The 12,681-nt window shown below is 71.1% G+C and carries 8 protein-coding genes, 1 tRNA gene and 1 pseudogene; 5 read left to right on the top strand and 5 right to left on the bottom strand.

Annotated features, from left to right (window positions below):
• Positions 1-63 precede the first annotated feature (63 nt).
• On the top strand, positions 64-1,263 hold the full coding sequence (locus IT371_01845) for a hypothetical protein (GenBank protein MCC6746368.1): 1,200 nt from the start codon (positions 64-66) through the stop codon (positions 1,261-1,263).
• A 45-nt stretch (positions 1,264-1,308) separates the two neighbouring features.
• Positions 1,309-1,533, top strand: a complete 225-nt coding sequence (locus IT371_01840) for a zinc ribbon domain-containing protein (protein ID MCC6746367.1) — start codon at positions 1,309-1,311, stop codon at positions 1,531-1,533.
• A gap of 464 nt (positions 1,534-1,997) precedes the next feature.
• Here IT371_01840 and IT371_01835 read toward each other — a convergent pair.
• A pseudogene (locus IT371_01835) lies at positions 1,998-2,096 on the bottom strand (Kazal domain-containing protein).
• A gap of 761 nt (positions 2,097-2,857) precedes the next feature.
• Between IT371_01835 and IT371_01830 the strand changes: the two are divergent.
• On the top strand, positions 2,858-3,235 hold the full coding sequence (locus IT371_01830) for a hypothetical protein (protein ID MCC6746366.1): 378 nt from the start codon (positions 2,858-2,860) through the stop codon (positions 3,233-3,235).
• A 33-nt stretch (positions 3,236-3,268) separates the two neighbouring features.
• On the opposite strand, the gene IT371_01825 is transcribed toward IT371_01830, so the two are convergent.
• From IT371_01825 to IT371_01810, 4 genes are all read right to left on the bottom strand, one after another.
• Positions 3,269-3,366 (bottom strand) — tRNA-Sec (locus IT371_01825).
• Between the two features lie 131 nt (positions 3,367-3,497).
• Positions 3,498-5,747, bottom strand: coding sequence for a hypothetical protein (locus IT371_01820; GenBank protein ID MCC6746365.1), 2,250 nt, complete (start codon positions 5,745-5,747; stop codon positions 3,498-3,500).
• A gap of 67 nt (positions 5,748-5,814) precedes the next feature.
• The gene (locus tag IT371_01815; GenBank protein MCC6746364.1) at positions 5,815-6,555 is read right to left on the bottom strand and encodes a hypothetical protein; all 741 of its coding nucleotides are present in this window, start codon (positions 6,553-6,555) and stop codon (positions 5,815-5,817) included.
• On the bottom strand, positions 6,552-6,758 hold the full coding sequence (locus IT371_01810) for a hypothetical protein (GenBank protein MCC6746363.1): 207 nt from the start codon (positions 6,756-6,758) through the stop codon (positions 6,552-6,554). Before IT371_01810 ends, IT371_01815 begins: the two co-directional genes overlap by 4 nt.
• 228 nt (positions 6,759-6,986) lie before the next feature.
• Here IT371_01810 and IT371_01805 point away from each other — a divergent pair, with 228 nt between their 5' ends.
• Together IT371_01805 and IT371_01800 are read left to right on the top strand one after the other, a co-directional pair.
• Positions 6,987-9,101: a protein kinase gene (locus IT371_01805; protein ID MCC6746362.1), complete on the top strand. Its 2,115-nt coding sequence runs from the start codon at positions 6,987-6,989 to the stop codon at positions 9,099-9,101.
• Positions 9,102-9,103: 2 nt separating this feature from the next.
• Entirely contained in the window at positions 9,104-12,670 is a 3,567-nt protein-coding gene (locus tag IT371_01800; GenBank protein ID MCC6746361.1) for a HEAT repeat domain-containing protein, read from the top strand.
• Positions 12,671-12,681 lie beyond the last annotated feature (11 nt).

Raw genomic sequence — 12,681 nt, 5'->3', positions numbered from 1 at the left:
GCGGCTCCGCCGATTGAAGGCCCGCGACCGCTGACATAGAATGCCTCGTAGTGAGGAGTCCACATGGCTGCCGTTCCCACCGTGATTCTCGTCGGCGCCCCCCCTGAATACGAGGGACGGCTGCGCGAGTCGCTCGGGGACCTCGCGCCGCTGCGGACCGTGGGGCCGGACCTGAGGATGGCGCTCGAGCTCGTGCGCCAGTCGCTGCCGTGCGTGGCCGTCCTCGCCCTCGGCCCCAGCCCCGACGTGGCGCTCTCCCTCTGCCGGCAGCTCGCGCGCGTGAAGGGGTGCTCGGCGATGGTCGTCGGCGAGCAGCGCGACGTGGACACGGTGCTCCGCGCGATGCGGGCCGGAGCGAAGGAGTTTGCGCTGCTCGAGCCCGGCGGCAACGAGGTGCGTCGCGCTGTGCAAGGACTGTGCGACCAGTGGCTGGCTCGGAAGCCCACGGCCGAGATGAGACTGGCGCTCGGTCTGGGTGCGGTGGTGGCGCTCCTGGGCGCCAAGGGGGGCGCCGGCTCCACCACCCTCGCGATCAACCTGGCGGGCGCCTTGAGGGCCTCGAGCGAGAACGCGGCGGCCTCGGTGATCGTGCTCGACCTCGACCTGCAAATGGGCGACGTGCTCGCCTTTCTCGACCTGCCGAGCCCATCGCCCCTCGGGGACCTCCTCGACGAGTCGCAGCGGCCGAATCGCCCGTCCCTGCTGCGCGCCATCCCGGCCCACCGCAGCGGCATCTTCGCCCTCGGTCGCGCCGACGAGGGCGCGCCATTGCGCTCCCCCGAGCCCGCGGAGCTCGGCGAGCTGCTGCGGCTGCTCCAGCAGCACTTCGACTACGTGGTCGTGGACGGGCTCCGCGACCTCGGGGAACACGCGCTGGCCGCGCTGGATAGCGCCACGGCCATCCTGCCCGTGCTCACTCCGGACGTGCCCGCGCTGAAGAGCGCCGCCCGCTGTCTCGGCGCGCTCCGGCAGCTCGGCTACCCGGACGACCGGATCAAGGTGGTGGTGAACCGCTTCCAGGCGGGTGGCGCGGTGGACGAGCAGGGGGTGGGTCAAGCGCTGGGCCACCCCGTGGACGCCACCGTGAGTAACGACTTCACCACCGTCATCCACGCCATCAATGGCGGGCAGCTCCTCATCTCCGAGGCCCCCGAGGCCGCCGTGACGCGGGACGTGCAGCGGCTGGCGGACCTCGTCGCGCGCTCACGCCTCGCTGGAGCCGCCCCGCCCCGGACGCGCACCCGGCCCCCCGCCGAGGCATGACACGCGGTCGGCCCCAGGCCATACTGCAGCGAAAGGAGTTCCGCCGTGCCCATCTATGAATACCGCTGTGGCAAATGCGGCCACGCTTTTGAAGAGCTGGTCTACCCGTCCACCGAGGTCCGCTGTCCGTCGTGTAGCGCCCCCGAGAAGGAGCTCGAGAAGCAGTTCTCGGTATTCGCCGTGAGCGCCAAGGGTGAAGGGGCGGCCATCCCCGAGGGATGCCGGGGGTGCGGCCATCCAGGGGGCCCCGGCTCCTGCGGCATGAGCTAAGCGTCCGCCGCCGTCGGTGCTGCCCGGCGACGCCCGTGGTGGGATGGATCGCGGCCGGCGAATCAGTAGACCGGCAGGCAGGTGCTCGTCTTCGCGTCGCAGGCGCCGCCCGTCGGCTCCTGGCAGGCGTACATCGGACACATCCACGGGTGCTTGGCGCAGCCGCCGTCCTTCCACTGCTTCGCGAGGGTGTCGAGCGGCGCGCTCGGATTCACGTAGAGTGTGCAATTCATGCAGTTCAAGCTATCTGTCCTGGCCACGTGGCACTGCAGGGCCTCGACGAAGGGGTTGCACTTGCGCGCCGCCTGAAGCTCCGCCACGTACTTCGTGTTGAGGGCCTGGCATTCGGCCTGGGTCAACCCGCTCTTGCACTCGTAGCGCAGGATGCAGCCGTTTGCGTCCTTGACCTCCACGAGCTTGCTCCCCGGAGGACACGACGGAGCCGGAGGGGGCGCCGGACAGACTGGCGCGCACTCGCCCGGGCTGCGCACGCTCGTGCCAGCCGCGGCGGCCCCGCAGGCGTTGCCATAGGTCTTCCCGTCACAGCCGCAGACGGGCGCGTAGTGCATGGGACAGACCTGGGGCTTCACCTTGCAAGTCCCCTTGGTCGACGGCTGAGGCGGCGGCGGATAGATCGCCGGCACGGGTCCCGTCTCGTCCCCGCACCCCTTCTCGAAGAAGCAGTAGGTGCTGGCGGGGCACTCCTTGTTGGTCGTGCAGGTCTTGGGCGTCGAAGCGCCGCACAGCGCGGCCTTGTCCCGGCAGCAGTCCCCGTAGATCACACACAGCTCGTCGCACCAACAGTTGCCGGTGCCTTTTCGACCGCAACCGTTGCGGCAGGACCCGCGGAGCTGATCGGCCTTCAGCGCCCCGCGGTCCGTGCCCGTATTCTCCTCGGTCGGTGGAGGCTCGCCCGTCCCGCCGCACGCGGTGACCAGCAGTGCCAGAGACGCCCCAGCGCACAGAGCGCCTATCCAGTGACGACATCGATGCATGATGCTTCCTCCTCGCGGGTCCGCTCATCCGTTCGGCGAGCGCGCCCCCACCTCCCGCCAGCGGGGCCGCGCACGAGCAGGCCTTGGGGGCGTCGGCGACTCCGACGTCCTTCGGTCCGCTGCGGCATAGAGCAACCTGCGGGCCACCTGGGGGACGGAGGTCGAAGCGCGCGGAATTCGACGCGTTGGCCGGCCGACGGCGGGCGCGGTGTAAAGCTCGCCTGACAGACCTCGAGGCGGCCTGTCAAGCCGGCGCGACACCTCCGCTTGCGCGGGGAGTGGGATGGGATCAATCTGTCCGGCCAGGCACTCACGCCCCCGGAGGAAACATGCATCGTACGAGCTTGTTCTTGACCGTCACCGCGCTGCTCGTCGGCGGAAGCGCTCAGGCCGAGGAAGCGGCCGGACCCCGGACCTACGCGGTCGAGGTCGTCATGAACGCCAAGGAGAAGTCGACCGACAAGCTCGTGTTCGACGGGACCAGCGTGCAGCTCGACGCCCTGAAGAAGCTGGGCTTCGCGAAGGTGGGCGTCACCGCGTCGCGGATGCGGGACTTTTTGCGGTTGAAGCTCCCGTCGGCCGGCAAGGACCTGAAGACCTTCCACGCCGTGCTGAAGGACGCAGGAACCGTCGAAGGGCTCTTCGTCGTCCTGGACGCCAAGCGCAACAAGCAGACGTACCAGTTCAAGGGCAAACTGGCCCCGTAGTCGCGCGACCGGCTCCGCCACGGAAGGGCGAGACGGAAGCGCAGGGGAATCGAACCCCCCGATCCCACCCTCTCGGGTAGGACCCATCGGGTTTGAAGCCCGAGGCAGTCACCAGTACCACACGCGCTTCCGAGAGGCAGCATCCCACGGGCCCGACGACCGAGCAATGGGGGCCGCTGCGCGCGGGGCCCGCTGCGCACCCGCGCTACCCCGCGTGGGCTCCGCCTCGATCCCGCACCGGGCCGAGACGAGACGAGCCGAGCTACGGGCGACGGCCGCGGCGCCGCCGACCGAGGAGAAGCACGAAGAGCAACAGAGCGATCGGACGGAGAGCGGCGGCGGTCAGATCGCGCGGGAGAACAGCACATCCACCCTCCTCGCCCGGACCGCCGGCGGGTTTCGTCGCGTCCGCGAGGCCAGCGTCCGAGCTACGAGGCACTCCGTCCACCGGGAAGCCGTCGGCCCTGACGCTCAGGTCGCTCTGCCGGTAGTCCGCGACGGGTCCGGCGTCTCGCGCGCCGCCGTCCGTGCGAGGACCGCTGTCGCGCGGCCCCGCATCCCCGATCGATCCAGCGTCCCCTGCGTGGGCATCCCGGACCACCGCCGCGTCGGCCACCACCGCCGCATCCCGGACCACCGCCGCGTCGGCCACCACCGCCGCATCCCGGACCACCGCCGCGTCCGGCACCACCGCCGCATCCCGCACCACCGCCGCATCCCGGACCACCGCCGCATCCCGGACCGCCGCAGCGTCGAAGCTGCCCCCCGCATCGCGCGCCACGGCAGCGTCTCGCGCCGCCGCGGCGTCACCGACCACGCCCCCGTCGGGTCGCGGCGCGGGAGTGGCGTTAACCCGGAACAAGCTCCGGCCGATGGCGACGTGGAGCTGTCCCGAGAACCAGTGCGTGCCGCCATAGCTGATCCCGAGCTGCCCCGTTGCCCCCTCCAAGCGCCAGCTCTCCCCCGCCAGGTCGGAGCCCACGTCCAGCGGTGGCCCACTCGCCACGGGCATGTAGCGTCGTCCGCCGGCGGCGAAGGTGACGTACCCCTCAGGGCTCAGCGAATCCACGACCGTCGAGACGCCGAGGAAGCTGATCTGGGTGATCACGCCCGTCGGCGCGCGCAGGAAGACCTGCGCGGTGCCCCCGGTGACGGGTTGGGTGAAGGCGGTCCAGCCCCCGGCGACCTGGTACTCGTAGGGGGCACCGACGTACTTGCGGTCGCTGGAGGGAGAAATCGTCGTGGGAACACCGCCGGCGGGAATGAAGCCTGTGGAAATATAGCGATAGCCGTGACCCTCGGCGTAGATGACGTTCACCCCGTCGGTGAGCGGGCGATAGGCGATGCCGCTCGAAATATGCGTCGTCGTCCCGCCCCGATATCGGCAAAGCTCGTCGGTCCAACTGTAGTATGTACAGCGGTAGACCAGGTCGCCGTTCGCGGCGGGCGCGATCGCCCCGCAGGTATTCGAAGGGCCGGTGATGGTGACGTTCTGCCCGGTGGCGGTGTTCCGCAGCATCACGCTGGCGGTGCCGACTCCCAAAGGGGTGGCGCTGCACCAGGCCGCGTAGTCCCCCGCAGCGGCGAGGTTCGGCCAGGAATAGACGGGACCAACCCCGCTGACCGTCCCGCCCTTCCACTCCATCATCGTCGCCCCGTCGGGATAGATCACCGCGGTACGGGTGAGCCGGCCCCATCGAACCGGCGGATCCCCGCCGTACGTGAGGGGTTGCGTGAGGTCAGAACCACCCGCACGGGGCCGCACCCCCACCGTCGAGGCGGTGAAATAGAGAATCCGGTCCGCGGTCACGTCCCGAATCGCGCCCGGCACCGTCTCCAGCAGCACGAGATAGGGGCTGGTCTCGACGAACACGAAGCGCGAGGGATAGTCCCCTCCGTACGCCGTCAGGTCCATTTGCCCGGCAGAGTCCTTGGCTTCGTACCAGAGCTGCACCCGCTGCCCGTTGTAGCTCGCCAGTGAGATCACCTGGTTCACCGAGGCTTTTCCCGAGGAGAGGGTGTCGCCTCGCAAGGTCACCTTCAACGAGGCGCACCCCGCGGGGTTGTCGTCGGCGCAGGTGGCGGTCACGGTGAGCGTCGGCTGCGCCACGGTCTCCGCGAGCGGCGCGCCGATGGTCACCCGGGGGGGCAGGTCGAAGACCATCGTGCGCACCACGGTGGCCGAACCGCCGTAGACGTCGGTAGCCACGAAGGTCAGCGGCACCGAGGTCCCCCAGGCCATGGTCGGCAAGGTAAGGGTGCCCGAGTAGGTCCCCCCGCTCGGGGAGCTGAGCGGCGTGGTGGTCCCCGCGGCCGTCACGGTCACGGACAGGACCTGATAGGTAGACGTCACGATCGCGGAGACCTTCACGCTGTTTCCTACCGGGCCGCCGTTTGCCGCCGGCAGGGTCACAGTGAGCGTGACGTTCGACTGAGCGTGGGCGGTCAGCCCGAAGAAGGCCGTGGCAAGGACGGCCACGCAAAGGGCAACGCGACGTGAACGGCAGACCATGTGGCGCCTCCTCCTCCACACCTCAGACGCACGACACACCGCAATCCTGACACGCTGTCGTCGAGGATCAGGCCGCCCGCAGATACCGATAGGCCGGCCCGGCGAAGGGGATCACCGCGAAGGCGAGCGCCACGAACGCCAGCTCGCGTAGCCCGAGGACGGGCACCAGCGCCCCGCTGAAGGGGAGCGAGAGGAGCGAGACCGGCGCCGCCGAGACGAAGAGCAGGCCGAGCGCCGTCGTGGCGAGGAGCGCCAGGCCCCAGACGCGCAGGCGCACGAGGCCGAAGAGCCCGACCGCCGCGCCAGCGAGAAGGAGTGCGGCCAGCGCCTGGTCCTGCCGCGGCGCCAGCGTGTAGAAGATCATCGTCGGCAGCGCCGTGGCCGCGCCGTTGACCGCGCGCTTGATGCGCGCCACGCCGTGATCGTCGAGCCCGTAGCGCGCCCGCCAGGCCGACTGGTTCTCGTAACGGTCGGCCATGCCGCGTCCGAGAAGCGGTGCGTAGATCAGGAGATGCATCCCGCCCCAGATGGCGAGGCCCACGTTCCAGCCGACGGTCACGAACCCGAGCAGCGCAGTGGTCACACCGCTCATGGCCAGGCCCATGGCGAACCACCGAGCCCAGAACCACTCGGCCGCCAGGCCGAAGAAGGCCAGGCCGTAGGTCGCGGCCAGCGCCAGGAAGCAGCGGAGCCACGGGCCACCCTGGGCGAGGGCCAGCACGACGAAGACGGAGGTATAGAACCCGAGGAGCAGCAGCGAGACGGCACGCCGCTCCCCGAGGAGCCGGAGGCCCGCGACCCCCGTCATCGTCCGCCGCTCCGGCGGTTCCCTTCCCCGGCGCGCTCGACGACCGGCACGGGCTGCGGCTCCTCCTCGCCCTTGCGTGCGTCGCCCTCTTCACCCTCGCGCTCCGAGATCCGCTTCTTGATCGCCTCGTAGGCGTCCGCCCCCAGCTTCCACCCCAGGCCCGCGATCACCGCGCCACCGAGCGTTCGAATGAGCCAGTTCATGGGCCGTTCCTCCTTGCGGATGGTCGTGCTCGACCGTGATACGGAGCGCCAAGGCCAGAAGCGCCCTATCAGCATAGCACGGCAGGCAAGGAGCCGCCGGGCACCGGGGCCCCCGTCGCGCCCAGAACCACCGATGATCAAAGCATTGTTTGACACTCCGTGCGGCGCTGCCTACCATTTGTGCATAGGGAGCGCGCGACCAGCGACGCCCCGCTTCGAGCTCCCACCATGCGCGTTTGCCCGGCCTGCTTCGCCCTCTACGGCCCCGACCAGCAGGCCTGCCCGAAGGATCGACACGCCACGGTGGATCACACCGAGGTGCTGATCGGGCTTCAGCTCGGCCCCTACGTCGTTCGGTCGATGGTCTCGGAAGGCGGCATGGGCGTCGTCTACGCCGGGGAGCACCCGGCCCTCGGCCGGCGCGTGGCGCTCAAGGTGCTGCGACCCGAGCTGAGCCTGCGCGACGACATCGTCGAGCGCTTCATCCAGGAAGCGCGCGCCGTCAATACCATCGGACACTCCAATATCGTCAGCATCTACGACTTCGGACGCACGCCGTTCGGCAGCTTCTACATCGTCATGGAGTACCTCGACGGCCGCACCGCGGCTCGCGTCGTCGAGGAGGGAGGACCGCAGTCGCTCGACCGGGTGCGCTTCGTCGTGCATCAGGTGGGGCAGGCCCTCGCCGCGGCCCACGCGAAGGGGATCGTCCACCGCGACGTGAAGCCCGAGAACATCATGATCGGGACGCGCGGCACGCAGGAGTACGTCAAGCTCCTCGATTTCGGCATCGCGAAGCTCATGACGGAGCAGCCGCGCGAGCGTGGACACACGGCGGGAGCGATGGGCACGCCGCAGTACATGTCCCCCGAGCAGCTCGAAGACGCCGAAGTAGACGAGCGCACGGACGTCTACGCCCTGGGCGTCGTGGCCTACGAGCTCCTCACCGGCCGGGTCCCCTACCCGGGCGCCACCCACGCGGCCGTGCGGCAGCTCCAGCTCACGCAGGCCCCGCCGCCCCCGAGCCTCGTGCGGCGCGACCTCCGCGTCCCGCGCGGCATCGACGCCGCGATCCTGACGGCCATGCACCCGGACCCCGAGAGCCGCTTCCCGCACCTACTCGACTTCCTGGCTGCCTTCGAGCATGCGTACAGCGAGGGGTTGCAGAGCCCCCCGCCAGACGCGATGCGGCCGAGCGCACCGACGGCCTCGCGCTTCGTTCGGTGGGTGCTGCCGGCCTTCCTGCTCACCGGGAGCGTAGGCGCCATCGTGGCGATCAAGCTCCGTGGACGAAAGGAACCCCAGTACTCGGCGTCGCATGGCACCGACGGCGCGGTCCGGCGCCCGGAGCGAGGCGACGCACAGGTCGCGGCAGCACCGACCGTGGTTCTGCCGAGGGCGCTCGTGGACGGGGCGTTCGCCTCCGACCGAGCGGAGACGCGGGCCAAGATCGCCGCTCTGCTCGCCGAGCGGCGGCTCCCCATCATGGTGCCGGAGCTTCGCCGCGCCGTGGCGGATCGGCACCCCGACGTCCGGCGGCAGGCCGCGCTCGCGCTGGCCGCGGTGGGAGCTCGCGACGCCGAAACCCTGCGGGAGCTTCGACGCGTCCTCGACGAGCCGCTCAACACGTTCGTGGCGGTGGACGTGGCGCAGGCCCTCGCGCAGCTCGGGGACCGGCGGGGACGCGACTATCTCCGCCACGCGCTCAAGGCCTCCCAGCGGCCACAAGATCGGGCGTACCGGAAGGCGCTGCTCGAGGCGCTCGGACGCCTCCGCGACCCTGCCGCCGTGGCGTGGAAGGGGTATCTCGACGGCACCAACCCGAGCCTCGAACGCCGCGCACTGGGGTACCTCTCCGGCCTCGGCGCCGCCCCGGCCGCCGCGGACGCGCGCGCGCGCCTGCTGCGCCACCTGAACCAGGGAGATTGGGAGTCTCGCCTGGGGGCGGCCGAGGCGCTGGCTCCGCACGCACCCCGGCCGGCCCAGGCCGTTTTCGAGGCGGCGTTGCGGCAGGGGGGCGCCGTGGGGCAACGGGCGGCCGTCGCGCTCGCGCACCTCGGAGATTCGCGGGGGGCCCCCCTTCTGTTAGAATCACTGAGTTCCTCGGATGCTGAGCTGGCTGCGGCCAGCGCCTTGGCGTTGAGTCACCTTCTGGACGCTCCCCGTGGCATGCGTGATGCGGGGGTCGGACAAGGGACCCAGCCCCGGCGAGCGGGTGACGCCAGTCCGGCGCCGCACGACGCCGCTCTGAGGGCGAAGGCTGCGCAGCACTTGACCGCGGCGCTCGAGGCACGCGAGGAGGTGGTCCGCCTCGCGGCCGCAGTGGCGCTCCTGAAACGGTGAGTATGGGCCCCGATCCCCACGCCACGCCGAGCGACGACCCCCTCATCGGCACGCGGCTGGGGAACTTCCTCATCGAGCAACGCCTCGCCGAAGGAGGCATGGGCCTCATCTATCGCGCGGTGCACTCGGTGATCGGCCGGCAAGCGGCCATCAAGGTCCTCTCCGAGAAGTATTCCAGCGACAAGAACATGATCAAGCGCCTGCATCGCGAGGCGCGCGCCGTCAACCGCATCGGGCACCCGAACATCGTCGACATCTTCGACTTCGGCCAGACCCCCGACCGTCGCGAGTACTTCGTCATGGAGTACCTTCCGGGGCGCAGCCTCGGGGAGGTGCTGGAGACTCGGCCGCAGCTGCCGTGGTCCTTCGTGAGCCAGCTCTTCGCCCAGGTGCTGGATGCCCTGGCTGCAGCCCACGAACTCGGGATCGTCCACCGGGACATCAAGCCGGAAAACATCCTGGTGATGGAGACGCCTCCCGGTCGAGTGCTGGCCAAGATCCTGGACTTCGGCATCGCGAAGTCGGTGGGCGTGGGCCCCGAGGGAGAGCGGCTCACCCGCGCGGGCTCCGTGATGGGGACACCCGAATACATCGCACCGGAACAGATCCGCGGCCAGTCCGCGGACGGGCGCGCCGACCTCTATGGGATGGGCGTGATCCTGTTCGAGGTCATCATGGGGCGGCGGCCGTACGACTCGGACACGGTGCTCGGGCTGCTCATGTCCCACCTGCGCGATCCGATCCCGCAGATGACGGAGATCCCGCCGGAGCTCGGAGTTCCGAGCTTCGTCCCTTCCGTCGTGGCCCGCGCGATGGCCAAGGACCCCGCCGAGCGGTTCCCCGACGCCCGCGCCTTCGCCGCGGCCCTGCAGCTCGCCGCCCATCCCATCGCGGCCGCCGACGGGACCCGCCCGCTCCCCGAACAGTTCTGGGACGTCGACGCGCTCACCGGTCCTCCGTCGCCCAGGGACCGACGCGCGAGGCAGCCCCTCCCCTCCGCCGCCCGCCCCGGTCCCTCCCTCCAGCGCACCGGCCTCGGCGGCGCCGAGCTGCGGGGACCGGCCGCAACCATTGCCGGCCCCGCACCCCTCGCCGACGAGGATGGACGCAGCGCACGCTCCGGCTCGACCTGGCGCTGGGTGGCGCCGCTCGTCATCCTCGGCCTCTCGGGTGCGGCGATCGGCGCGTTCTACCTGCTCGACGTGCGGGGCACGCGAGCTCGAAGCGCGAAGACCGTCGAAGCCGCTGCTCCCCGATCCGCGGACCTGGGCGTGCCCCGAGCGGCGACCAACACCCCTCCGCGACTCGACGTGCTGCTCGACCAGGTGCGACGCATTCTCCGACGCGGGATCCAATCTCCCGCGGTGCCGCTGCGGCGCACCGCGATCCGCGGCATCGTCGAGCTCAAGGACCCCGAGGCGCAGACGCTCCTGCTCGCGGTCCTGCGCGACGATCCGGACGTCGCGAGCCGCTCCGCCGCCGCCGTCGGACTCGCGACGCTCGGCGACCCGTCGACGACCGGCCCCCTGCAGCAGGCCCGTAGCCTCTCGAGCGAGCTCGGCCGCGTGTGGATCGACGAGGCGCTGCTCAGGCTCGGCCAGTCCGACGGACGCGCGAACCTGATCCAGGCCCTGCGCTCGACGAGCCCACCCGTCCGCATCTCCGCGGCCCTGGTCCTCGGCGAGCACGGCGATCGCCTGGCGATTCCCGTACTGGAGGAGCTGGTACGCCGCGCCGACGTGACCGACCAGCAGACGCTCACCGCCGCGCTCGGCACGCTCGCCCGCCTCGGACACCGTCCGGCCCTGAGCTCGCTCGAGCAAGGCGTGGGCAAGGGGACGGAGCCCTTGCGGCTCGGTTTCGCCGAAGCGCTGGCCAAGGTCGGGAGCGAGTCGGCCCTCCCCGCCCTCAAGTCGCTGCTCAAGGAGGGCAACCCGCTCACGCGGCTCGTGGCGGCAAAGCTCCTCGCAGGCCTCGGTGACTACTCCGGCCTCGAGATTCTGGTCGAAGGCACGCGCGCGAAAGACGAGGCCGCCCAGCTCCTCGCCACCACCGGCCTCGGGGCGGTGAGCGATCGGGCCGCCCTGCCCCCGCTCGCCTCGGCGCTCGAGTCCGCTCGACCCGCCGTGCAGGTCGCCGCCGCGGAGTCGCTGGCGCGTCTCTTCGCCCAGATGCCGCACCAGCTCGTTCAGCAGAGCCAGAACTGGGTCTTCACCGCGCTCGAGCACCGGGATTGGTCGATGCGTCACGCGGCAGTGGGCGTGACCGGCGAGATGGATCCGCAGCTCGCCGTGGAGCTCCTCGGCTGGGCCTTCCGCGACCGCGACCCTCGCGTGCGCGCCGCCGCGGTGACCCGATTGGCCACCCTGCGCTCGCCCAAGGCGCTGCGTATCCTGAGCGCGGCCCTCACCGACAGCTCGCCGGAGGTGCGCGCGAAGGCGGCTCAGGCGCTCGGCGACACCGGAGGCGAGGCCGCCCGCGCGGCGCTCGTCGTCGCGGTTCGCGATCGTTCACCCGCCGTCGGAATCGCGGCGGCCGGCCAACTCCTGGCGATGGGAGACACCACCTACCTCCCCGACCTCAAGCGAGCGGCGAAGACAGGGAGTCCGGTCCTGAAGGCGGCGGCTCTGCACGCTATCGGACGCTGGAAGAGCGCCGCTGCGGTCCCGCTCCTGCTCGCGGGCCTCAAGGATCGCGTCGCGGCAACCCGTCGCGCGGCGGCGCTCGCCCTGGCTCAGCACGGCCACACCGCAGGGGTAGCCGAGCTGAAGAGGTCGGCCGCCGAGGGGGGGCCGGATCAGGAAGCGGCCCTGCGAGCCCTCGCCAAGCTGGGCGTGCCCCAGGCGGAGCGCCTGCAGGCCATGGCCCGCGCGACCTCCTCCGCCACCCGCCACAACGCGATGGAGCTCGCCCCCGAGCTGCTCCCGCCTGCGTCGGCCCTCGGGATCCTGCGCGCCGGTCTCGGCGACGCCGACGTCAGGGTGCGTCGCGCCATGGCGCGGGGGCTCTCTCGCCTGGTCGAACGGCAGCCAGCCGCGGTCCCGCTCCTGCGCCAGGCCTCCAGCGATCCAGACCCCGCCGTGCGCGTCCTCGTGGCCCTCGCGCTCGCCAGAGCCTATGCGAGCCGGCCGGAGCTCGCTCCTCCGCGTCCGGTCCGCCCCGTGAAGGCCGCCCCCCTGCCCGAACCTGCGCCGCTCCCCACCCGGCCCGAGCCGCAGAGCACGGCGAAGCCCCTCTTCGTCGAGGACAGCAGCCGCCAGAACGAGTACAAGTTCCACCTGTCGCGGGCCACGGTCGCCGCCGCGAGCGGGCGCTACCAGGCCGCGCTCGGCCACCTGCGCCAGGCGCAGAAGAGCGGCGACCAGCCTCCGGTGCATTACGAGTTCGGCCTCGTCCATCTGAAGCTGGCGATCAAGTCTCGCAACGCGCGCGCCGTCGCGCTCAAGCATCTGCGGCAGGCCAAGCAGTACTTCCAGCAGTACCTGAGACGAGCGCCGCAGGGAACGCTCGCCCCGAACGCTCAGCGTGGTCTTCGAGACGTCGCACGGTTGACCACGCTCGTCGACTAACGCGCAGGAGA

This window comes from Deltaproteobacteria bacterium, assembly GCA_020848905.1.
GTDB lineage: Bacteria > Myxococcota_A > Polyangia.
This window is presented reverse-complemented; position numbering and strand designations above follow the sequence as displayed.

Excerpts from the sequence above, each read along its gene's own strand:
- IT371_01815 (MCC6746364.1), bottom strand. The coding sequence starts at position 6,555 with ATGACGGGGGTCGCGGGCCTCCGGCTCCTCGGGGAGCGGCGTGCCGTC.
- IT371_01805 (MCC6746362.1), top strand. The coding sequence starts at position 6,987 with ATGCGCGTTTGCCCGGCCTGCTTCGCCCTCTACGGCCCCGACCAGCAG.
- IT371_01800 (MCC6746361.1), top strand. The coding sequence starts at position 9,104 with ATGGGCCCCGATCCCCACGCCACGCCGAGCGACGACCCCCTCATCGGC.
- IT371_01810 (MCC6746363.1), bottom strand. The coding sequence starts at position 6,758 with ATGAACTGGCTCATTCGAACGCTCGGTGGCGCGGTGATCGCGGGCCTG.
- IT371_01830 (MCC6746366.1), top strand. The coding sequence starts at position 2,858 with ATGCATCGTACGAGCTTGTTCTTGACCGTCACCGCGCTGCTCGTCGGC.
- IT371_01845 (MCC6746368.1), top strand. The coding sequence starts at position 64 with ATGGCTGCCGTTCCCACCGTGATTCTCGTCGGCGCCCCCCCTGAATAC.
- IT371_01820 (MCC6746365.1), bottom strand. The coding sequence starts at position 5,747 with ATGGTCTGCCGTTCACGTCGCGTTGCCCTTTGCGTGGCCGTCCTTGCC.